Genomic DNA, 21,868 nt, shown 5'->3' with positions numbered 1-21,868 from the left:
GATGATACTATTGAAAAATTCCAAAAAACGAATCGCGGTATGCACGCTTGTTTTCCTGTGTTTGCTATTGACTTCTTGCTCAGGGGTGAGTGACGGTAAAGTGCTCTATTTTGCACATTCTCTGCCCACTTCACATCCCGTTCATAAGGGGATACTCGAAATGCAAAAGATCTTGAATGAAAAATCTGATGGCAAATTACGCATCAAGGTTTTCCCCGATGGGCAACTGGGATCTGAACGGGAAGTATTGGAACTTTTACAAATCGGTAGTATCGCTATTACAAAAGTAAGCGCCTCGGCTTTGTCCAATTTCGCTCCCGAATATCAGGTGACCGTAGTACCGTACCTTTTTCGTGATGATGCCCATTTATGGCGCAATCTGGAAGGAGAAGTGGGTGAACAACTTCTGGCCAGCGGCAGTGAGTACCTCCTTCGGGGGCTCTGTTTTTACGATGCGGGAGCCCGTAGTTTTTATACCAAAGAGAAACCCATCAATTCTCCTGAAGATCTAACGGGCTTGAAACTTCGTGTGCAGAACGATAAAATGTCGGTAGCCATGGCGAATACCTTGGGAGCCGCGGCTACACCCATGGCTTTTAGTGAATTATATACCGCCTTGCAGCAGAATGTTGTGGATGGTGCAGAGAATAACATCCCATCTTTTGTAACTTCCAATCACTTTGAAGTTTGCAAGTATTATACTTTCGATGAACATACCATGATTCCCGATGTGGTCATTATCGGTACGAAATTTTGGGATAAGCTATCCGATCAAGAGAAAGAATGGCTTCGGGCTTCGGCCAAGGAAAGTGTAGTGAAGCAAAAACAATTTTGGAAAGAGACCATAGTAGAACAAATGAAAATGTTGAAGGAAAATGGGGTGCAGTTTACCTATCCGGATAAAGCGCCTTTTCAGGAAAAATCACTGCCGGTCATGGAGAACTTGATGAAAGACCCAAAAATGAAGACCATTATCGACAAAATCAATTCAAACTAATGGAAAAAACCTATCGCTTTCTCAATACCGCCATAGAATGGCTTTTAGTGACTATATTTTCACTCTTGGTATTGGATGTGGTCTGGCAGGTGATTTCTCGCTATGTAGTGGGTAAATCGAGCTCGTTTACCGAAGAGTTTGCACGCTTTGCACTGATATGGTTGACCGTTTTAGGAGCGGCTTATATCAATGGACAAAAAGAAGGCCATCTATCGATGGACTTTCTATTATCCAAACTTCCTGAAACAAAAAGACACGGGCGTCAAAAAGTGATTCAAGTAATTATGGCCATTTTTGCGCTGATTATTATGGTCATTGGCGGAGGCAATTTGGTATATACAACCCTTAGTCTTGGGCAAATATCATCTGCTCTCAATGTACCATTGGGTTACGTTTACGCGATAGTACCCCTATCAGGAATGGTTATCATATTTTTTGCGATTTACAATATTAAAAAATTAAACTTTCAATAGATGAGTATTGAAATTATCAGTGTTATTGTGCTCTTTATAAGCTTTTTTGCGCTTCTGGCGTATGGAGTGCCGGTAGCCTATTCCATCGGAATGTCTACTATGTTGACCTTGTTGTTGAACATTGCTTTCTTGCCCTCGGTAACCACGGCCTGTCAACGGATGACCACGGGAATCGATAATTTTGCCTTATTGGCCATCCCCTTTTTTATACTCGCAGGTGAGTTGATGAATCGAGGGGGAATCGCCCAACGTCTCATCGATTTCGCGAAATCGTTGATCGGGAGTTTGCCAGGTGGTCTTGCCTTTGTCAATGTGATTTCGGCCATGTTATTCGGGGCTATTTCCGGTTCGGCTGTCGCTGCGGCCTCTGCTATTGGAAGTACATTGACGGACCAAATGGAGAATGAGGGCTATCCAAGGGAATTCAGCGCTGCGGTGAATATCAGTTCTTCGACCACCGGACTATTGATTCCACCGAGTAATGTGCTGATTATTTTCGCTCTCGCCAGTGGAGGTACCGCCTCTGTGGCAGCTCTTTTTATTGCGGGTTATGTACCGGGAATTTTGGTAGGCCTAGCGATTATGTTCATGATTTTCCTTTATGCGAAAAGGAGGGGTTTACCGCGTGCGAAACGAGTGGGTTTCAAACAACTGTTCATTGATTTCAAAAATGCCTTTCTTAGTCTTACGCTGCTAATTATTGTCGTGGGTGGAATCGTTGCCGGAATTTTCACCGCAACCGAGGCAGCAGCCATCGCGGTTGTTTATGCGGCCTTACTTGGCTTTATAAACAAAGAATTGAAATTCAGCGATTTTAGACCTGTATTATTGAAAAGTGCCAAGACTACTGCAATTGTGATGTTCTTGGTGGCGACCTCTATGGTTATGTCATGGTTGTTTTCTTTCGAGGGAATTCCCCAAATGTTGACCGATGGCCTGTTGAATTCATTTAGCAATCCTATTGTCATTTTCCTACTGATCAATATCATCTTGCTTGTCGTAGGTACCTTTATGGATATGACCCCTGCGGTACTCATTTTCACTCCCATATTTCTACCGGTCGCGGTTGCATTGGGTATGCATCCCGTGCAATTTGGTATGGTCATCGTCTTGAATCTCTGTATCGGTATTTGTACGCCACCGGTGGGTACCTTGTTATTTGTAGGAAGTGGTGTGGCCAAGGTTCCTGTCACCAAGGTCATCAGACCTTTATTGACCATGTTGGGAGCGATGACCGCAGTACTCTTTTTGATCACCTATCTTCCTGAGATTTCCTTATGGCTTCCTAGGGTGTTCGGGTTAATCGATTAGTAAACTGCTTGGGAGCCTGATGATTTTCCTAATTGGAGAAAAATAAAGATTACGATTGTGACCGATGAACTGTAGTGTTTGATTCCGCTACGTTACTTGATTTTCCAAAGGGCATTCCGGAAAAAGAACTATCTTTAAAAGCTATCCCTTTATTCTTTTTTCATGCAGACGCCTACGGCCACTGACTATCTGGAACACTTGAAAAACAAGATCATATCCTATACGGAAATCGATGAAGCGGTACTCAATGACCAGGTTCGATATTACAAGCGACTCGAGTTGAAGAAAGGGGAGAACCTCGTTTCTCCCGGGCAGTTGGTGAATCATTTTTACTATGTCGCCAAGGGCTGCATCTACTATTACAAACTAGAGGACGGAGAACAAAAAGTACTTGAATTCTATACCGATGACGTCTTCTTTACCGATTTACCGGCTTATGTCAGAGGAACGTCTTCAAACTACTACCTCAAGGCCTCGGAAGATACCATTGTATACGCCGTCAAAAAATCGGATGCCGAGAATTCGTTTGACCAATCCCATCAATTGGAACGTTTTGGTCGACTCTCGATGCAGGAAGCCTTTATGAAGATCTTCACACGGGTAGAGCGTTTAAGCAGCCGAACAAATGAAGAGCGTTATCTAAGGCTCTTGGAAAAACGTCCTGATCTATTTCAGCGAGTGCCCCAATACCTAATCGCTTCCTACCTCGGAGTCACCCCTGTGGGTTTGTCAAAGATTCGGAAACGGGTGGGGAAGGGCTAGGTGATTTTTTTTAACTGTCGATTGCTCCAATAAATAAAAACTCCGGCCGTCAAGAACATCAACGTACCGTAAACAGCTGCTGATATCGCATAGGTCGAATTGTTCAAGAGTAGTGTGGCGATGCTAATGGCCAATGTTCCATTTTGTATACCTCCTTCAATAGTGATTGAAATACGTTGTTTCAAGGGAAGTTGAAATAGATACCCGATCAAATATCCGGTGGCCATGGTCAAGATATTCAATGTCAGGGATACCAGACCAGCAGCCTCCAAATTTGCAATAAGCGTCGCACGCTCTTTATAAATTATCGCGATCAGTACTAAAACAAAAAAGATTCCCGATGCTTTTTTGACTGGTCCTTCCGCTTTTTTGGCGAATCTTGGTTTTTTATATTTCAAAAACATGCCTAGGGCGATGGGTAGTATCACAATACAGCATACTTGTGCAATGGTTTGAAAAACGTTGAGTTGTATTGAAGTACCTTCTCCTAAAACAAACTGCAGGCCCAAATTGACAATAAACGGAATGCTGATTAGGGTAATCAAACTACTGATAGCCGTTAAAGAAACCGAGAGTGCCGTATCACCATTGGCCAAGTGGGTAATCAAATTCGAAGTAGGCCCTCCTGGGCATGCAGCTAAAATCACGATTCCGATGGCAATTTCAGGGGGTAAGGTAAACACGGTAATCAATGCAAAACCGATCAAAGGCAAAAGCACTAGCTGATATAGTAATCCTAAAAGTATGGCTTTGGGACGCACGAAAACTTGAATAAAATCCTTTGTGGAAAGGGAGAGTCCCATCCCGAACATAATGACAATGAGCGATAGTGCTAAAATGAGGTTAGAGAGGTTATCCATAGTATGTACTGGTTGGTGGTCGGTGTTCCTAAAGATAGTCTTTCTATAGGGGGAATGTCAAGATAAACTCATTTTTGAAAGGAGTTTTGAGATATTGGGCTAGGCGGTAGTGTTTTGAATATACTCCTTTTGAGTGCGCAATGAAATTAAGGGTTGGTCGACCATAAAGCGGCACTTTTGAGCAGGGCTCTTCTGGGCAGCTTTAATCCTGCGAGAATCAGTTCCGCAAAATCTTCGGGTTGTAGAACTGTAGCCTGGGAGTTTTTATCCGCAATGCCCAGGTCAATGGTCATATCGGTTTCTATGGTACTCGGCGTCAAGGTATTCACTCGTATGTTGTCTTTACGAACCTCTTTCATTAAGGACTCGGACATTCCAATAACACCGAATTTCGATGCGCAATATGCCGATATGTTGGCGTTACCATTTAAGCCTGCCGTCGAGGAGATATTAATGATATCACCTTCTTTTTTTAGAAGTAGATGCGGTAATACTTCTTTGGTAACATAATACATGCCCATCAGGTTGGTTTGAATGATTGCACTCCATGTATCGACCTCCATTTCGCGAAGGGAACCAACAGCGGCAATACCCGCATTGTTGACCAAAATATCCACATCGCCTAGCTTTTCGGCAACAAGTTCGATATGTCTTTTGACTTCCTCGTAGTTGCCCACATCGAACGCGGCATAAAATGCGTTGACCCCGAATTTCTCCAACTCTGCAACGGTTTCTTTTAGCGCATTTTCATTTCTGCCGGTTATGGCAACATCGATTCCTTCTTTTGCAAAGGCTAGGGCGGTTGCTTTTCCCAACCCTCTACTGCCTCCAGTAATGATGGCTTTTTTGTTTCTAAGCGTATTCATTTCGTGATTTTTCTGAACTGCCATGCAACCGAAGCTGCTCGGTGTGCTATCGGTGGTTCGTTTCTTGAATTAGTTTTCTTGGGTCCAATAATCCATTACAAAGACTCCATCTAGCAGAGGTCCCACCTTTTCTACCAAGGCCAAGTGCGCTTTATGAAAAAGATAGATTTCCCTACCGTGTGCATCATTAAAGGTCAAGGTAAAGGTATGTGTGAATCCATTGCTATGTCCTTCCGTACTATCATTTAGTCCCCATTCAAGGTCGACAATTTGAGGAATCTTATTTTTAAGATGTGCAAAAGCGTTTTCAGCTTCGACAATTTGTTCGGGGGTGGTGTCCGATTTATATTTCAAGTTTACCACATGTCTTAAAAGCTTTCCCTTTTGGCTGATTTTTGGGGAAACTTTGTACGTTACGAGTTGTTTCATATCAAATCTGTTGGAGCCAGCGATAAGAAAATTGTCTTCCTCGATTTTATGCGATCTCAATCCATAGTAGATAGAAAAACCGGTTTCTAAATAATCGATGGGACTAAGGATACCGTCCTTATTCAGTTTACACAATTGAATACTGGCATCGTCTCGAGTTCCAACGGCCAGTATTGCTGCCTCGTCGGTGGCTGAAACAATCTCTATCCTTGTTTGGCCCGATAGTTTTGTGCTGGCATCATCTTTCAGTACAAAGTGGGGAACCAAAGCCCCTTGATCCGTTACTTTAAAGACGCTTACCCCATCCCCGTGGTATACGAAGTCCGTATTTTTTATAAAACCATTGCTCTCATAGTATTTATGGTGCCGATGGCCAACAATGACATAATGTTGTGTTCCTAAAGTAACTCCTGTAACGGGATACGCTCCGGTCAAATATCGATCTGTGGTCGTATCACCTATGTTATTGATATTTTTGAATTTCCCGTTTTGGTACACCCTAAAACTGCTCACCCCATTGTCTTGAAAGCCCCCTGTATACAAAAAGGTCTTGCCCTTGATTTTATGGGTGAACATGCCTATGATACCATCGGTAAATATGTTGTTGTCATCTTTCAAGGATTGCACATGGGTAAGCTTGCCATCATTATGAATTTTAAAGCAGCTTAATCCCGGGGTTTCTTCTAGGCCACCTATAAAGAGGTAAGCCGCTTTTTTCATATGTACGACTTGTAAGGTGATCGCTGTTCCGAGATGGGTTTCTTCGCTGTCTTCCACTAGAAAAACACGTTGTAGCGCTCCATTTTCCAAAATTTTGAACGTTTCAATGGCATTACCGTGTTTGTTTGCTATGAACAGAAAATCGGTACCGTTAATTCTGTCGGCCACCATACCTCGTGCAGGTCCCTTTTGTTTGTAAAGTTCATGATTGCTTATGGGGGTAAGTTTCCCCTTGGCGTCTAGGCGATATACATCCACATTGCCGAAACCTCCGGCATACACATAATGAACGCCGTCTTTTTCATAGGTAGTAACGGTCACCGTATTGTTAGCGGAGATGGCCTTAAAGTCCTTTCTGTACAACATCAGGTCGTCCGAGACTTGTCCCCAGCAGATTTTCATTATAAGAAGGAATCCTATTAGTACATAACCTTTGGGTATAGTCATAATTGCCGTTTGGGTTGATTTCATATATTATTCTATTATCGATTGGGCCCCGGTTTTGGCGATAGCCCGATCTTGCGTTATGGTTCCGCCACTTACGCCGATGGCTCCTATAATTCTGCCGTCTTTATTTTTTATTGGGAGACCGCCAGGGAAGGTTATTAATCCTTCATTCGAATGTTCAATATTGTAAATGATACCTCCTGGCTGGGTCAATTTTCCCAGTTCGCCCGTATCAATATCGAAATATCGTGCTGTTTTGGCTTTTTTAATGGCCACGTCGATACTTCCTAAAAAGGACTCATCCATGCGAAGGAATGCCTTGAGGTTGGCTCCAGCATCCACTACGGCAATGTTCACCAATATATTGGAAGCCTCGGCTTTTTCTTTTGCCGCCAAGATGATTTTTAAAGCCTCTTCATGTGAAACATCATGAGTGATTTGTGCCTTGGCACTACTGCAGGGTACTATCAATGCTAAAATAAGGACGAACACAGGTGTTCGTATCGATTGGGAAAGTTTCATGATTTCGTGTGTATTGTTATCCCACAAAAATTGAAAACTACGTCGAGGAAAAAGTTGAACAAGTTCAACAAACACGAATTAGTTGGTTTTTTTCTTGATTTTACTCAAAAATTCATGGGTTATTCCTAGATAACTGGCAATTTGTTTGTCCGTAAGTTTAGTTGCAATGTTCGGGTACGTACTTGTAAAATGCCGATAGCGTTCCGTAGCGGTTTGGGAATGATTTCGTATAAGACGACGTTGCCAGGCTACAATAGCCTTTTGCGACATGACTCGAAACAACTTCTCCACTGCAGGAACCGATTCGTAAAGCGCGAGTTTATCAATCTTGCGAATTAGAAGCACCTTGCTGTCTTCCAAAGCCTGCATATTTAAATCGGATGGTTTGCGATTCATAAAGCTGTCTATGTCCATAAGCCACCAATCTTTAGTTGCGAAATACAATGTGTTTTCGTTTCCTTTTTTATCTAAAGTGAAGATTCTAAAACAACCTTCCACGACAAACCCCTCAAATGTACAGACTTCACCTTGTTCTAAAAGAAATGTCTTTTTTGGTATGGATTTGAGTTGAAAGTGCTTACAGAACTCTTCTAGTTCCCATTTGGAGAGTTGGGCGTTTTTACTGATATGTTCTACTAGTATATCGTGCGACATTTTCGATAGTGTTCTTGACTAGTAACGCTATGTTACATTTAAACAGTAGGTACTGCACTCTTTGGAGTGAACCACGGGATAGTTCAATTTTTGCAGGTTTAGCATTCAGTGACCTATATGTTGGAGCATAGAAAGGGCTATTCATGTATCGGATCGCGTCACTTTTTTCAGATCGATTCCACATACTTTTTATAGTTATCGAGTATGGCCTGCCACCCTTCACGTTGCCGTTCGTTCGTATTGACCTCTTCGAGATCAAACGTCTTGCGAATCACGACCTCTTGATTCTGTTCTATAAATTCAATATCGACCCTTCTTTTACAGGGGATATGATATGAAATATGCTTTTTAGCAACAATCCGATCATAGGTTCCAATAAAATCAAACCCTACTTTCTTTTGACGTAGTTCCATACGCCAACGAAATGCACCACCTGGTTTCAAATCATTGGTTGCGGCCGGACAACACCATTCGTCGCTGGCGAAATTCCAGTTCATAATATGTTCGGGTTTTGTCCAGAATTCCCATGCGCTATCCAAATCGGATTGCACTACGGTCTGCACTGTAATACGTTGAGTGTTGGTTCTCATGTGTTTGGGTTAATAAGATTCAACAGTTGTACGTGTTCTTTTGATGGGCAAAATCGCTTTTGGCTACTGGAGTTTTCAATGCCTCCCTGATTTCGTTCAACAGCGACCCGCATCAATCGAATGATATGTTCTTAACAGTATTTAGGTCATGTTATTATGTCTATGTTGGTTTTCTTTATACGCAAAGTGGAATGCTATTTTTTCTGCGATTCCAGACGTGTATGTCATTTCAATTATCAGTTCATCTTCTCCAAAAGGGGGTGCTGTAGGTCGGCCTTTAGGAGCCGAGGTAATCCAAAATGATAACGTTGGTATGTGCCGAACTATTGGACGGTCAGCTTGATATAGTACTGTAGTTATTGGATTTGATGGAACTTCTGAGTGTCTGTCTGGCTTCACCTTGGGTTTGATATTGCTTTCTTGCAGCGATCTTTTTCTCTCCATAAAGCTACGGATTTTTCCTAAGCCTGGAAACTACATCGATCGCTGATGTGCTATTGGGTTATCAACTGAGGGGTTACTGACCGAAACGTTCTTCCCAGCGCTTTTTGTTTTTCTTGAAGTAGTGACTTCCGATGGCTCCAACTGCTCCGGAAGATATACCGATCAGCGCGTAGAATACCCCAAGATTGGTATCGATGTGCCATATATCCGGAAGTCGTGTGAAAACCTCCGCCGCAAAGGCACAATAGAGTCCGATAACTGACCAATACATATAGGATAAATGAACGATGATAGGTTTTTTGTGCGTTTTCAAATACATGGGGAGCATACCTAAGATTAAAGTCACTGTACTGATAATGGCAAAAAAATGAAGTATTCCAAAAGCATTGTGAAGGCGATAGATCATAAATGCGGTGATGCACACCATGAGCATGGAAATGGCGTAGATTCTTCCAACTCTTTTGTGTGTAGCAGTTCCTTTTGTTTTGGTCAAAACAATCGTGCCCGTAATAAGGGCAATCAGAGACATGACCGTATGAAACCAACCGACGAAATCGTAGGGCATCTTTTCAAATTTTGATAAAGATGAACTATAAATGAAGTGCTTTCCATTTTTTGCGACTGAACTGTGGAAAATTTAGGATGAGTGGTTGGGACATGTACGCTTGTTCCTTTTTATGGTTTGAAAGCGGTTTTGATTGTTGTGGAAGTGTATGAAGTAGTGCCCAACTCAAGACTTTCGAGAGAAGGTCGAAACGGGGCAAGACAACTACATCATTTGGTACATCCAAACGGATTTTAACAGACTAAGCTTGAATCAGGAATATTGAAAATTCTAATACCCTTAACTCGCTACATCTGTTTATTGAAAACCGGTTAATCTAAAATTAAAGTGCCAAGGATGATACCCCCAAGTGTCCCAATCATCCAGATGTGTTTCTTCACGTATGGTTGAAGTTCCACTTAGGCCCTGTTCGTCACATAACCCCGAATGCAGTTCCGTATTACCATGTGTTCCGGTATGTATACCCAGTGTTTCGCCATCTACGAGGTACCAGGTAAAGTGATATAAGGTATCTTTCTTTAGTATAAGATTCAGGTCGGTGAGATCAAATGTCTGCCAGAACAATTGCATAGGATTGTTAAAGGTCTTGTCTTTATAGGCAAGAACGTTTCCTTCTCCGTCCCGTAGTTGGAGGCGTACGGTAGAATCACCGAAATATGTATTGACATTTCCCTCATCGTCTACGAACCGAAAATAATTGCTGAATCGTATGCTATACGATGTGATGAACATATCTTGTTCAGGGGTTAATGATTGGCCTGTTCCTACATTTCTTGGGGCATGAAAAAACTCTGGGGAGATTTTATTGCCCCTATCATCCCCACCAAACCACTTTGAGGCATTTTGCAGGTCACAATTATAGTTTATGGTTTCTTCCATGAATTCAAAACCTACAGTATAGGTTTTTTCTTCATTGTTTTCCGAAGTAATTACAAAAGTTACCGGTTGCGAGTAATCCATAATACCGGAGGGATCGGGCATGATGGTCGCATATTCAGGAATCTCATACGCAACTGACAGTTGTGTAAGGTCTGTGTCTTGGGGAACACGCTGAGATATCATACCCTTTTCCCTATCGATGTCCGCAGGTAGGTTTAGGGTATCAAAAAGAAGGATGAATGCACTAAAATCATTTTCTTGAGATAGAATTTTTGACAAGATCACCCGATAATTCTTTGTTGTTCCATTTTCTGCGGTGACAACAAAGTCAACAGGTAGTGAATAATCACTGATGGTACTCGGATCTGGAGCAATGCTGGCAAAAGCTGAAATCTCGATTTCGGCTGTAACTTCGGTCAGACTCCAATTTTTAGGAAGTTCTTTGGTAGCCTCACCACTTACTTGGTCAATATCGGCGTTGACTTCATCAACGCTATTCTTATTGTTTTTTAGACGGATACCGGTTATGGCATTTTCCGGACTCTCCTCACGTGATAGGGTAAGGGTGTAGACACTTTCAGCTCCGTTTTCCGCAGTAACGGTAAATTCAATCGGGTCTGTAATCAAGGTAATATCCTTAGGGTTTGGATCTATCGTGGCGCCTTGGGAAATTAAAACCTCCATCACAAGATTGTTGGCGGTGGTCACGTTGTATGGCGTAATAATATCAATCGTTTTGCCGTCTATGGTAACCGCATATTCTAGGTTGCCACTGGATACCGTGAAAGAAGTAATCGTATTACCACCTGAAAGTTCGGTTTCCGTACCTTCTTCATCAGTACAGGAAAAAAGGGAAATAAGCACAAAAAATAAGGTGAAATGAATTTTTTTCATAATTCTGAGGGATATCAAATAGTAATCTAGATTACTCAGTTGCTGAGCGAAATTAGATAATATGGGAGCCAAAGACGACTTTTTTCTTTCTTTTGTAGCTTGTATTCGTTGAAAGGTCCTACAGTAATATTCTAACGGGTAAATACAAGTCAATGCTGCTTTCCGCCAGTGAGTGGTTCAACTATTCTTTGGGTTCTCCTACTATGGATATCTATAACGAATCACGTTTATTGGCGGATTCTAACGTACTACAATTTCGATTAAACGGGTATTGCCAGAATATGGTAATTCATTCATTTTTTCTTCATTTTCTTTTTCGATACTTGGCTTTTAAACAGTACAGATGGTCAATCTCGATGCTACTTCTATATCAAGAGACAGGGTTGTTCTTGAATGAATGAAAACTAATTGTTTTCTAGACCTTTTGCCGTTCGATCTTCCTTAGCTGGAGGTGCGGTAGCCTTAGGACTATCATTGAGCAACTTCAATACTTCCGCTACAACTTTCTCCATTTGGGGGTCACGTCCTTGCAGCAATACGTTCGGATCGTCCCAGACGGGGATATCAGGTCTAACGCCAACACCTTCATCGAACCAGGTACCGTTATTAAAATAAAGTCGTGCTCCCGGAACAGTAATTCCTCCGCCATCAATGAGTCGATGGCCTGTGGCGGGACCGACTAAAATACCAATAGTGCGCTCACCAACAATCGGTCCGGCGTCCAGTTCCCTAAATGCCCAGGGTAATCCATCTCCTCCAGATCCTGCCCAACCATTAATCAGCATACCCATTGGACCAGTATTGGCCTTTACCGGATACGCGTGTGATTTTCCATGGCGCCAGTATAGGTTGTAAATGACAGGGCGTGTCATCAGTTCTAAAAAGCGGTCAGCGAGTTGTCCACCCCCATTGAAACGTTCATCAATAATGAACCCTTCCTTGTCTAGCTGGCCGTAGTACATTTTAACCAAGTCAAGTTGCCCCCTATTTGCCGTATTGGTCATATACACATAGCCCAATTTACCTCCGGAAAGTTGTTCCACCCTTAATCGATTCTTCTCGATCCAATCCAAGTAGCGAATATTTCCTTCCTCTGCTCCTGTAAGGCAGGTGACCACTACATCTTTTGCATCGCCCATATTACCGTTTTTGCTGACCTTCAGTACAACTGTTTTACCATCAAGACCTTCAAAGGCAGCATACGGCTCTTTGTTTGGGGAAAGGGAAATTCCATTGACGGAATGTATATAATCCCCCTCGGACACTTTTACTCCGGGACGATCGAAGGGCGACCTGTGTTCGGCATCCCAATCGGCCGGCTTTACAATTCGTTTGACCCTATACCCCTTGTTGTCCTTGGCCCAGTCAATCCCTAGATAACCGGTACTCACATTTTCCACTTTTTCATTGTCCCCACCAAATGTATAGGTATGGCCAGCACTTAGCTCGGCGGCAAGATTCGACTGTATGAACGTTACATCCCAACGGGATCGGGCATCATCGATCAACTTACCGTATTGTGTACGAAGCGAGTCCCATTCCACTTGTTGCATGCCCTCGTCATAAAAGAAATCGCGGTGTCTTCTCCAAGTGTCCTGAAAGATCTGGCGCCATTCTTCCCTAGGGTTCAGCTCCATAATCAACCCATCTGTAGGGATGGCATCCTTGATTTTCTGATCTGGCTCGGGTTGAATAATACCAAATTGTGGCCCACTCCTCACTAGCAGCGATTTCCCATCGGCTGTCTTGACGCCCCCATTTATTTTGGCCATGATGGATTTTTCTTCCCGTTCCTTCAGGTCATAGAAAAATAATTCCGGTTCACCACCACTTGATCCCGAATTGGGCAAGCGACGGTAGACTAACTTACCCTCAAAGGCCATAAGGTCGGTCAAGTTGCCAGGCTTTGCTGGTAGAATAACCAACCTACTTTCCATATCATTCCAATCCACTTTTATCGGTTCCGGGGCTTTCTTTTTCGAATCGTCTTTTTTCTTCTTTTTTTGTTTACCACCTTCTTCTTTTGGCTGCTCTTCCTTTTCCGCTGTGCTTAACTCGTCATTTTTTGCTTGTAGAAGGTATGGTGATTCTTGACTCAAACTGATAGCGGCCAGTTGTGTGGCATTCGGATAGATCCAGGTACCATCTTGAAGGCCACTGTATACCGCGCTAAAATTCCTATCCGTAAGAAAAAACAAGTATGTACCATCTACCCCAAAAACCGGGTTGGTATCATTGTAAAATCCACTGGTAACCTGTCTAGATTGTTTACTGCCAAGGCTGTAGATAAAAATGGCTTCGTTACTATTGTCCATACCGATAGAATAGGTGAGGAACTTCGAATCGTGTGACCAATGAATGGGATAGCCCGAACGGCCGCCGTGACCATAATTCCATTGATAATTGCCAACTACTTCAACTGCTCCTGTTGCCACATCCAAAATGCTGATATCATTTTTCTCATCAATGAATGCCAACTTTTTGCTATCTGGTGACCAATGAAGGGTATAGCCATATCCTTTATTTCTGGAAGTGATTTTTTTGGTCTTCTGTTCTTTTCGCATCGATTGTAGATAAATCTCATACTCACCTGATTTATCACTCCAATATGCTACATAATCTCCATTGGGCGACCATGTGGGACTATGGTCGAACGCTCCTGAAGAGTTGGTGATGTTTTGAACAAATCCTTCTTTTACAGGGGCATTGAACAATTCGCCCCGTGCCTCGAATACAATTCTACTTGCCCCAGGAGAAGCTGTCATTCCCCTTATTTGCTTGTTTACCTCGAGTCTTTTGGGCATTTCGAGAGTCAAATCACTTATTACGGTTACGGCAACCTCTTTTGATTCCTCGGTAGCGAGATCCATGAGATGGAGCGCGCCGCCTACTTCGAAGACCAGATCCTTTGGACCAGCCGATAGATACGTAATGTCAAAGTCTTTGAATTGGGTAATCTGATTCAGTGCTTCCGATTCAAGATCGTAACTCCATACGTTCAACCGCAGGTCATCTGCGCGGTCGGATAAGAAATAAATTTTATCACCTCCCCATGCGGGCTTCCCATCATTCGCTTCACTATTGGTGATGTTCTTAGCGGTATTGTTTTCCAGATCAAATAAGATGACCTCCGAAGTTAGTCCGCCTCGATATCTTTTAAAGGGATAGGTCTCCGTTATTTTGGTAATATAGGCCAGTTGCTTTCCATCAGGCGAATACGTGGCGATCTCGCCATAGGGGATGGGCAACTTTTCTGGCATTCCGCCTGTTTTGGGAATGAGAAAAAGTTGGTTTACGCGTCCGGATGGAATACCTGTCTCTCTTCTTGAAGCGAATAGGATTTTATCACCTGCAGGATGCCATTCTACCATGCGATCGGAATGGGACCCATAGGTCAATCTATGAGGAACACCACCTGTAACGGGCATAACATATACATCGGGATTGCCTCGGTACCTGGCTGTAAACGCAATCTCCTTACCATCTGGAGAGAATTTTGGATAGGATTCCTCCCCGGGGGAATTGGTCAGTTGTGTGGCGGTACCCCCATTTTTGTCGACCACCCAGATATCGCCGCCGTAAACGAAGCAAATTTGTGTTTCCGATACATCGACGTAACGCATTAGTTTTGCATTGATTTGACCGAACGAACTTGAACTGAATGCAATAAGAAGTACGGAGATAAGGAATTTCATAATTTGAATTTTGGTTGACGGATAAAACTAGTGATAGACTCGCCTTTGATATCGTTATGAAGATTTCTAACGGAAATTGTCTCCATGAAATCAGGCCTCTTTTAATTAATGTGGGTGAAGTTAGCTAAAAATAGGTCTGCATCTGCGCTCTGATGAAAATATAGCAGCAACTTCGACATAGGTCAAGAATCGAATCTAGGTTTGTGCTCCGAAGTGATTACCATCCCCATTTTATTAAACCAGTTTAATGGAATTCGACAGAATTTCGGTTAACTTCAAGCATCTAAAATAAGCACGCTATGGCACAGCACTATATCGACCTTGATACCCTTAAATTTCTCTTGTTCAGTGTAAACGACCTAGAGGGTGTGCTAGGGCACGAACGTTATACCGAGTATGATAAAGAGTCGATTGAAATGATGCTTGAGGCTGTCAAGGACTTTTCCGACAAGGAACTCTACCCGTACTTCAAGGAAATGGACGAGCACCCCGCTCATTTTAAAGATGGGGAAATCGTCGTGCATCCACAGGTCACCAAATACATGAAGGCAGGGGGCGAGATGGGCTTTCTATCCGGACCGTTTTCCTATGAGGACGGAGGGCTGCAAATGCCCTCAATGGCGGTGAATGCTTCGGCCTTTATTCAAGAGGCGGCCAACAATCACCTGCCGGGCTATATCGGTCTTACAGTAGGTGCGGCAGAGTTGATCGTTCATTTTGCGAACAAAACCTTGAATGAAACCTATGTGCCCAAAATGTTGGAAGGCACCTGGGGCGGTACCATGTGCCTGACCGAACCACAGGCGGGCAGCTCGTTATCCGATATCGTGACCTCGGCCACACCCGATGGGGAAACCTATAAAATACACGGACAGAAAATATTCATCTCTGCTGGGGATTACCAGGGCGCCGAGAATATCGTGCATCTGGTCTTAGCTCGAATTAAAGGGGCCCCAGCCGGTACCAAAGGCATTTCGCTTTTCGTAGTGCCAAAGTATAGCCCTGCTGAAGATGGGAGCTTAACACCCAATGATGTCACTACCGTAGCGGATTTTGAAAAAATGGGACAAAAGGGCTATTGCACCACCCATCTTTTTTTTGGTGACAAAGACGCCTGTACGGGATGGCTCGTCGGTGAGCCCAATCAGGGCCTGAAATACATGTTCTTGATGATGAATGGCGCTCGAATTGCCGTAGGTCGCGGCGCAGCGGCGATTGCAACGGCGGCCTATCATGCTTCATTGAACTACGCAAAAGAACGTCCCCAAGGCCGACAATTGACCAGCACCGGAAAAAAGAATGTAGCACAAGAACAGACCTTGATCATCAATCACCCTGATGTGCGCCGTATGTTGTTATTACAGAAATCGGTTTGCGAAGGTGCCTTGAGTTTGATCTTTAAAGCCTCGCGCTACAATGACCTGTCACAAGCCCATCCAGATGAGGGGGAGCGTACCAAATACAAACTGCTTTTGGAAATCTTGACCCCTGTGACCAAGACCTACCCCTCTGAAATGGGTATTACTTCGGTCAATAATGGGGTGCAGGTGTTGGGTGGTTATGGCTTTTGTTCGGACTATATTTTGCAACAGTACCTCCGCGATATTCGTATCTCTGCCATATATGAAGGAACGACAGGTATTCAGTCCCAAGACCTTTTGGGGAGAAAGGTCACCATGGAAAACGGAAAAGCGTTACAGTTGCTATCCAAGGAAATCCAGGGTACCATACAGGCGGCAATGGCACATGAGTCCCTAAAACCATATGCGCAGAAACTCGGGACGAAACTGGAGTTGACACAAGGCGTACTACAATCGTTGATGGGCTACGCTATGAAAGGGGACTATCAACGCTTTTTGGCAGATGCAACCCCCTTTATGGAATTTTTCAGTACGATTGTCATCAGCTGGCTCTGGTTGGAAATCGGAATCGTTGCACAAAATGCGCTACTGACCGGAGACAAGACTTTTGACAAGGATTTCTATGAAAGTAAAATTCATACAATGCAGTTCTACTTCAAATATGAATTGCCAAAAACCACAGGATTGGCAGAAGTTCTTATGGATAACCAAGCATTGACCTTGAATACGTATGAAAAGATCTTTAAATGAGAGGCAGTGAGGCATTGTCGATTAAGAGTTAGCAGTTAGCAATAGGCAGTGGACAATGAGCAGTTAACAGTTGGCAGTAAAAAGTATATATTTTTAGCGTATAGCGTGAGGCGTGAGACGAAAAGCAAATGATGTATAGCGCAAGTCAAGAAGTTTGGAATTTGGAATTTTATTTTTGGAATTTATACCAGTGGACAATGAGCAGTTAACAGTTGGCAAAAAGTATATATCTTAAACGTATAGCGTATAGCGTATAGCGAGGTGCGAGACGAAAAGCGAATGAAATGCAGCGTAAGTCATGAAGTTTGAGATTTGGAATTTGGAATTTGGAATTTGATTTTTGGAATTTGTACCAGTGAACCTAAAGCCTGTAATATACGGCGTACGGCATGAAGTTTAAAGGAAGGGATTCAGAGCAATAAATAGAAAGAGTGTACCTATGATAAAACAAAAATTCGACCTGACCGGAAAAGTTGCCATAGTGACTGGGTCAAGTAAGGGTATCGGGAAATCGATTGCCCGCGGTTTGGCGGAGAACGGCGCTAAAGTGGTCGTCAGTTCTAGAAAGCAAGAGGCCGTAGATGCAGTGGCGGAAGAATTTAAGGAAGCTGGTTTGGAAGCCTTAGGAATCGCCTGCCATATCGGAGATGACGATCAACGCAAGACATTGGTGACAAAAACTTCGGAAGCTTTTGGGCGCATCGATATTTTGGTGAATAACGCTGCCATCAACCCCTTTTATGGTCCTCTTGAAGCAACAGGTGAGGAGGTATTCGATAAGATTATGGCAATCAATGTAAAAGCACCATGGTTACTTTCCAATCTAGTGCAGCCTTATATGAAAGCACAGGGCGGAGGTAGTATTATCAATATATCGTCGGTAGAAGGTGTTCACCCCGGTTTTCGATTGGGACTGTACAGTATGACGAAATCCGCGATGATTATGTTGACCAAGAACCAGGCAAAAGAATGGGGCAGGTATGGGATTCGAGCCAATGCCGTTTGTCCGGGACTCATCAAAACGAAATTCAGCGAAAGTTTGTGGTCCAACGAGAAGCTGGTTGCGGGTTATGAGCAAATGGTACCATTAAGCCGAATGGCCCACCCCGATGAAATGGCGGGAGTGGTCATGCTTTTGGCCTCCGATGCCGGATCATACATGACAGGAGGCGTATATGCCGCGGACGGCGGATATTTGATTTCGGGATAGACTGGGTATTGAGCAATACGGAAGACGTAAAAAGCAAAATAATGAGGAGCCACACAGAAAATAATAAGAAGAAAGAAGTTTGAAGTATATAGTTTATTTAACACCCAACCATCAATAAGTAATCCATGAATTTCCAATACAGCGAAAAATCCCTGTTCTATCAAGAAAAACTCAAGAAGTTTATCACGGAACACGTTGCGCCAGTCGAAAAGGAAGTGGAAGCATTCCACGGCAATCATGATAACGCCTGGAAAAGATGGCCTGGTCTAGAAACCCTAAAAAAAGAGGCAAAGGAAGCCGGACTTTGGAATTTGTTTCTTCCCAAAAGCTACGGTGATTTGAGTCCGGGTTTGACGAATTTGGAATATGCGCCCCTCGCTGAAATTATGGGCCGGATATTGTGGTCCTCCGAGATTTTTAATTGTAGCGCACCTGATACGGGCAATATGGAAGTGTTGGCTAAATACGGCACTCCAAAGCAGCAAGAAAAATGGGGCAAGCCCTTAATGAACGGAACCATTCGTTCCGCCTTTTTAATGACGGAACCTGAAGTTGCTTCTTCCGATGCGACGAATATTGAAACTTCTATCAAGGCCGACGGCGATGCCTATGTCATTAATGGAAGAAAATGGTGGTCTTCTGGGGCGATGGACCCGAATTGCAAGATAGCCATTGTGATGGGCAAAACGGATTTCGACGCCCCACGACACCTACAACAAAGTATGATTTTGGTACCTATGGATACGCCGGGTCTTGAAATCGTAAGGCCCTTGACCGTTTTCGGATATACCGACTCCCCAGAGGGACATGCGGAAATAAAACTGGACAATGTACGCGTACCTAAAGAGAACCTTTTGGTCGGTGAAGGACAAGGCTTCGCTATTGCCCAAGGGCGCTTAGGTCCGGGTAGAATTCATCATTGCATGCGGCTGATCGGTATGGCCCAACGGTCGTTGGAAATTATGGCCGAACGTACCACAGGTCGTAAACCTTTTGGTAGAACATTGGATACCTACAGTAGTGTACGTCAGGCCATTGCCAGTTCGGCCTGTGACATTGAACAAACACGCTTGTTGGTCCTGTCCGCAGCGGATAAAATGGATCGATTGGGAAACAAAGAAGCAAAGGATTTAATTGCCATGATCAAGATTGTGACTCCTAAGATGACCTTGCGGGTAGTGGACAAAGCCATTCAAATATTGGGCGGTCTAGGAGTTTGTGGCGATACCCCTTTGGCGCATTTCTTTGCGGCTGGTAGAATGCTTCGATTGGCAGATGGCCCCGATGAGGTTCATATGAGTCAGTTAGGAAAGAATGTGATTAAGAGATATAGCGGAAAGAGTTAATGTTCGATTAACAGTTGACAATGAGCAGTTAACCGCAACTATAATTAGTAGTAAGCGCAAAACGTAAAACGTAAAACGTAAAGCGCACAGCGAAGAGCGAAAAAAAATTGCCCCTTGCACAGGGTGAAGAACAAAAACATGAACACAAAACCAGTACGTGAAGGTGAGGAATTGAATGCCGTACAACTCAAGAAGTTCCTTCTTGCGCATCATTTGATTTCAGATACGACTAGTGAGTTAGAAGTCGATCAGTTCTCTAACGGATTTTCTAATCTTACCTATCTCTTAAAAATCGAGGATAAAGAATATGTGTTGCGTCGTCCGCCTCGGGCTGCTCCAAAAAGGGGACATGATATGGGCAGGGAATACACGGTAATCTCAAACCTGAACAAGGTATTCGATAAAACGCCAAAGGCACATGCCTATACCGAGGATAAATCCATTATCGGAGCCCCATTTTATATTATGAGTAAGGTGGAAGGTGAAATTCTCACTGCGAAGGAAGCCCGAAAACGCCAGGTAACACCTGCGGAGTTCAACACGATTTCCAATACCTGGTTAGAGACTTTTGTGGCCTTTCACAATAGTGATTACAAAGCAGCCGGATTAGAGAATCTTGGTCGTCCTGAGGGTTATGTCGAGCGGCAAGTGACCAATTGGGGTGAACAGTATTTGGCGGCGGCCACGGATGAGGTGCCCGCGGCGGAAAAGGTGATGGTCTGGATGCAAGAAAATCAGCCTAAAACATATGACCAGACCCTCATCCATAATGATTTTAAGTACGATAACGTAGTCTTCACATCCGGCTCATGGAAAGAAATTACGGCCATCCTAGATTGGGAAATGTGCACCTTGGGTGACCCTCTGATGGATTTGGGAACTTCCTTAGGGTATTGGACTACCGTCACTGATCCTGCTATCATGAAACAAGGGTTGCAGTCCCCAACGGTTATGGAAGGGAATCCCTCACGGACCGAAATCGTGCAGCAATATGCCATCAAGAGTGGTCGAAATATTGATCATCTGGTATTCTATTATGCATACGGTCTCTTTAAAATAGCAGTTATCGCACAGCAAATCTATTTCCGATACAAGAATGGCCATACCAGTGACCCAAAGTTCGCGCATTTGAATAAAGCGGCAGAGTTGTGTTGCAATACCGCCTGGCAGGCGATTCAAAAAAAACAGATCGATAATTTGTTTTGAAAGCAATGAACAATCGGTAGTTGGCAGTGATCGATTAAGGACGAGCACTGAACGAAGATAGAACCAATAAGCGCAGCGACATAATTGTTGGGAACAACCGAATGAAAGAATAAAATAAAATGCCATGAATCTAAAGACCAAAGTAGTTGTTATAACGGGTGCAGGAAGCGGCATTGGAGCTTCCACTGCCAAACTCTTCGGGCATCACGGGGCGATTGTAATCGTCTCCGATATGAATTTGGATAGTGCCCAAGAGGTAGCGGGTGAAATAAAAAATCTCGGAGGTAATGCTACAGCCATCAAAACGGATGTAACGAATTTTGAAGAGGTCGAGGCCTTGATCGCCATGACGGTTAAAGAACACCATCAGATAGATGTCATGGTCAATAATGCAGGTATAGGAGGAGCGCATCAAAGGAAAACGGCCGAACACACTCATGATGATTGGCATAAAGTTATCGCAGTAAATCAAACAGGTGTTTTTTATTGCATGCAGGTTGCTTTGAGGCAAATGACGAAACAAGGGTACGGAGCTATGGTGAATGTAGCTTCACTAGCGGGCTTAAAAGCCTCTGGCAATAACCTCTCCTATAGTGCGAGCAAATTTGCGGTAGTGGGTATGACGAAATCCGCAGCTTTGGAATATGCGCATAAGAATATTCGAATCAATGCTGTTTGTCCTGGCTATACTCATTCTGCCTTGCTCGATCAGTTACTTTCCACTAGGGAGGATATGGGCGATATCTTGAAACGGTATATTCCCATGAGACGTTTTGGCGAAGCGGACGAAATCGCCGAAGGAATTTGTTGGCTCGCTTCCGACAATTCTAAATTTATGACCGGACAAACAATTACCTTAGACGGGGGCACCTCTTTATAGCTAGAAT

At 43.5% G+C, this 21,868-nt stretch carries 18 protein-coding genes; 9 read left to right on the top strand and 9 right to left on the bottom strand.

Annotation, left to right across the window (positions count from 1 at the left end; all coding sequences use genetic code 11):
- Window position 1: 1 nt before the first annotated feature.
- The 4 genes from ACKWCA_RS16390 to ACKWCA_RS16375 all read left to right on the top strand — a co-directional run bounded on the left by ACKWCA_RS16390 (window position 2) and on the right by ACKWCA_RS16375 (window position 3,543).
- Window positions 2-997, top strand: a complete 996-nt coding sequence (locus ACKWCA_RS16390; protein WP_413979290.1) for a TRAP transporter substrate-binding protein — start codon at window positions 2-4, stop codon at window positions 995-997.
- Entirely contained in the window at window positions 997-1,470 is a 474-nt protein-coding gene (locus ACKWCA_RS16385; protein ID WP_413979289.1) for a TRAP transporter small permease, read from the top strand. The genes ACKWCA_RS16390 and ACKWCA_RS16385 overlap by 1 nt, the downstream gene beginning before the upstream one ends.
- Complete coding sequence (locus tag ACKWCA_RS16380; RefSeq protein ID WP_413979288.1) at window positions 1,471-2,781, top strand: TRAP transporter large permease; 1,311 nt, start codon at window positions 1,471-1,473, stop codon at window positions 2,779-2,781. It abuts the gene before it with no gap.
- A gap of 162 nt (window positions 2,782-2,943) precedes the next feature.
- Window positions 2,944-3,543, top strand: a complete 600-nt coding sequence (locus ACKWCA_RS16375; RefSeq protein WP_413979287.1) for a Crp/Fnr family transcriptional regulator — start codon at window positions 2,944-2,946, stop codon at window positions 3,541-3,543.
- Here the strand turns inward: ACKWCA_RS16375 and ACKWCA_RS16370 are convergent.
- The 9 genes from ACKWCA_RS16370 to ACKWCA_RS16330 all read right to left on the bottom strand — a co-directional run bounded on the left by ACKWCA_RS16370 (window position 3,540) and on the right by ACKWCA_RS16330 (window position 15,108).
- Window positions 3,540-4,403, bottom strand: a complete 864-nt coding sequence (locus ACKWCA_RS16370) for a bile acid:sodium symporter family protein (protein WP_413979286.1) — start codon at window positions 4,401-4,403, stop codon at window positions 3,540-3,542. The genes ACKWCA_RS16375 and ACKWCA_RS16370 overlap by 4 nt on opposite strands.
- A gap of 146 nt (window positions 4,404-4,549) precedes the next feature.
- The gene (locus ACKWCA_RS16365; protein WP_413979285.1) at window positions 4,550-5,269 is read right to left on the bottom strand and encodes a 3-ketoacyl-ACP reductase; all 720 of its coding nucleotides are present in this window, start codon (window positions 5,267-5,269) and stop codon (window positions 4,550-4,552) included.
- 69 nt (window positions 5,270-5,338) lie between these two features.
- Window positions 5,339-6,865 carry a Dabb family protein gene (locus ACKWCA_RS16360; RefSeq protein WP_413979284.1) on the bottom strand — a complete coding sequence of 509 codons (1,527 nt, stop codon included), beginning with the start codon at window positions 6,863-6,865 and terminating at the stop codon, window positions 5,339-5,341.
- Window positions 6,866-6,892: 27 nt separating this feature from the next.
- Window positions 6,893-7,387 carry a GlcG/HbpS family heme-binding protein gene (locus ACKWCA_RS16355; RefSeq protein ID WP_413979283.1) on the bottom strand — a complete coding sequence of 165 codons (495 nt, stop codon included), beginning with the start codon at window positions 7,385-7,387 and terminating at the stop codon, window positions 6,893-6,895.
- Between the two features lie 78 nt (window positions 7,388-7,465).
- On the bottom strand, window positions 7,466-8,041 hold the full coding sequence (locus ACKWCA_RS16350) for a Crp/Fnr family transcriptional regulator (protein WP_413979282.1): 576 nt from the start codon (window positions 8,039-8,041) through the stop codon (window positions 7,466-7,468).
- Between the two features lie 167 nt (window positions 8,042-8,208).
- On the bottom strand, window positions 8,209-8,631 hold the full coding sequence (locus ACKWCA_RS16345) for an SRPBCC domain-containing protein (RefSeq protein WP_413979281.1): 423 nt from the start codon (window positions 8,629-8,631) through the stop codon (window positions 8,209-8,211).
- 517 nt (window positions 8,632-9,148) lie between these two features.
- A complete protein-coding gene (locus tag ACKWCA_RS16340) occupies window positions 9,149-9,640 on the bottom strand; it encodes a DUF2306 domain-containing protein (protein WP_413979280.1) in 492 nt (163 codons plus the stop codon).
- A 297-nt stretch (window positions 9,641-9,937) separates the two neighbouring features.
- Complete coding sequence (locus ACKWCA_RS16335; protein ID WP_413979279.1) at window positions 9,938-11,413, bottom strand: DUF5018 domain-containing protein; 1,476 nt, start codon at window positions 11,411-11,413, stop codon at window positions 9,938-9,940.
- A gap of 404 nt (window positions 11,414-11,817) precedes the next feature.
- Window positions 11,818-15,108, bottom strand: coding sequence for a S41 family peptidase (locus tag ACKWCA_RS16330; protein WP_413979278.1), 3,291 nt, complete (start codon window positions 15,106-15,108; stop codon window positions 11,818-11,820).
- A gap of 299 nt (window positions 15,109-15,407) precedes the next feature.
- Between ACKWCA_RS16330 and ACKWCA_RS16325 the strand changes: the two genes are divergently transcribed.
- The 5 genes from ACKWCA_RS16325 to ACKWCA_RS16305 all read left to right on the top strand — a co-directional run bounded on the left by ACKWCA_RS16325 (window position 15,408) and on the right by ACKWCA_RS16305 (window position 21,861).
- On the top strand, window positions 15,408-17,219 hold the full coding sequence (locus tag ACKWCA_RS16325) for an acyl-CoA dehydrogenase (protein WP_413979277.1): 1,812 nt from the start codon (window positions 15,408-15,410) through the stop codon (window positions 17,217-17,219).
- Between the two features lie 439 nt (window positions 17,220-17,658).
- Complete coding sequence (locus ACKWCA_RS16320; protein ID WP_413979276.1) at window positions 17,659-18,429, top strand: glucose 1-dehydrogenase; 771 nt, start codon at window positions 17,659-17,661, stop codon at window positions 18,427-18,429.
- Between the two features lie 125 nt (window positions 18,430-18,554).
- Window positions 18,555-19,775 carry an acyl-CoA dehydrogenase family protein gene (locus tag ACKWCA_RS16315; protein WP_413979275.1) on the top strand — a complete coding sequence of 407 codons (1,221 nt, stop codon included), beginning with the start codon at window positions 18,555-18,557 and terminating at the stop codon, window positions 19,773-19,775.
- A gap of 138 nt (window positions 19,776-19,913) precedes the next feature.
- A complete protein-coding gene (locus ACKWCA_RS16310) occupies window positions 19,914-20,981 on the top strand; it encodes a phosphotransferase family protein (RefSeq protein ID WP_413979274.1) in 1,068 nt (355 codons plus the stop codon).
- Window positions 20,982-21,105: 124 nt separating this feature from the next.
- Window positions 21,106-21,861 (top strand): SDR family NAD(P)-dependent oxidoreductase, encoded by a 756-nt coding sequence (locus tag ACKWCA_RS16305; RefSeq protein WP_413979273.1) that lies wholly within the window; start codon window positions 21,106-21,108, stop codon window positions 21,859-21,861.
- Window positions 21,862-21,868 lie beyond the last annotated feature (7 nt).

The sequence above is a fragment of the Maribacter corallii genome (assembly GCF_047345415.1).
Taxonomy (GTDB): Bacteria; Bacteroidota; Bacteroidia; order Flavobacteriales; family Flavobacteriaceae; genus Maribacter_C.
Note: the sequence above shows the minus strand (reverse complement) of the source record. Positions and strands in the feature narration are given on the sequence as shown.

Bases quoted from the DNA above. Each gene is read 5' to 3' on its own strand.
- ACKWCA_RS16390 (WP_413979290.1), top strand. From the start codon at position 2: ATGATACTATTGAAAAATTCCAAAAAACGAATCGCGGTATGCACGCTT.
- ACKWCA_RS16385 (WP_413979289.1), top strand. From the start codon at position 997: ATGGAAAAAACCTATCGCTTTCTCAATACCGCCATAGAATGGCTTTTA.
- ACKWCA_RS16380 (WP_413979288.1), top strand. From the start codon at position 1,471: ATGAGTATTGAAATTATCAGTGTTATTGTGCTCTTTATAAGCTTTTTT.
- ACKWCA_RS16375 (WP_413979287.1), top strand. From the start codon at position 2,944: ATGCAGACGCCTACGGCCACTGACTATCTGGAACACTTGAAAAACAAG.
- ACKWCA_RS16370 (WP_413979286.1), bottom strand. From the start codon at position 4,403: ATGGATAACCTCTCTAACCTCATTTTAGCACTATCGCTCATTGTCATT.
- ACKWCA_RS16365 (WP_413979285.1), bottom strand. From the start codon at position 5,269: ATGAATACGCTTAGAAACAAAAAAGCCATCATTACTGGAGGCAGTAGA.
- ACKWCA_RS16360 (WP_413979284.1), bottom strand. From the start codon at position 6,865: ATGACTATACCCAAAGGTTATGTACTAATAGGATTCCTTCTTATAATG.
- ACKWCA_RS16355 (WP_413979283.1), bottom strand. From the start codon at position 7,387: ATGAAACTTTCCCAATCGATACGAACACCTGTGTTCGTCCTTATTTTA.
- ACKWCA_RS16350 (WP_413979282.1), bottom strand. From the start codon at position 8,041: ATGTCGCACGATATACTAGTAGAACATATCAGTAAAAACGCCCAACTC.
- ACKWCA_RS16345 (WP_413979281.1), bottom strand. From the start codon at position 8,631: ATGAGAACCAACACTCAACGTATTACAGTGCAGACCGTAGTGCAATCC.
- ACKWCA_RS16340 (WP_413979280.1), bottom strand. From the start codon at position 9,640: ATGCCCTACGATTTCGTCGGTTGGTTTCATACGGTCATGTCTCTGATT.
- ACKWCA_RS16335 (WP_413979279.1), bottom strand. From the start codon at position 11,413: ATGAAAAAAATTCATTTCACCTTATTTTTTGTGCTTATTTCCCTTTTT.
- ACKWCA_RS16330 (WP_413979278.1), bottom strand. From the start codon at position 15,108: ATGAAATTCCTTATCTCCGTACTTCTTATTGCATTCAGTTCAAGTTCG.
- ACKWCA_RS16325 (WP_413979277.1), top strand. From the start codon at position 15,408: ATGGCACAGCACTATATCGACCTTGATACCCTTAAATTTCTCTTGTTC.
- ACKWCA_RS16320 (WP_413979276.1), top strand. From the start codon at position 17,659: ATGATAAAACAAAAATTCGACCTGACCGGAAAAGTTGCCATAGTGACT.
- ACKWCA_RS16315 (WP_413979275.1), top strand. From the start codon at position 18,555: ATGAATTTCCAATACAGCGAAAAATCCCTGTTCTATCAAGAAAAACTC.
- ACKWCA_RS16310 (WP_413979274.1), top strand. From the start codon at position 19,914: ATGAACACAAAACCAGTACGTGAAGGTGAGGAATTGAATGCCGTACAA.
- ACKWCA_RS16305 (WP_413979273.1), top strand. From the start codon at position 21,106: ATGAATCTAAAGACCAAAGTAGTTGTTATAACGGGTGCAGGAAGCGGC.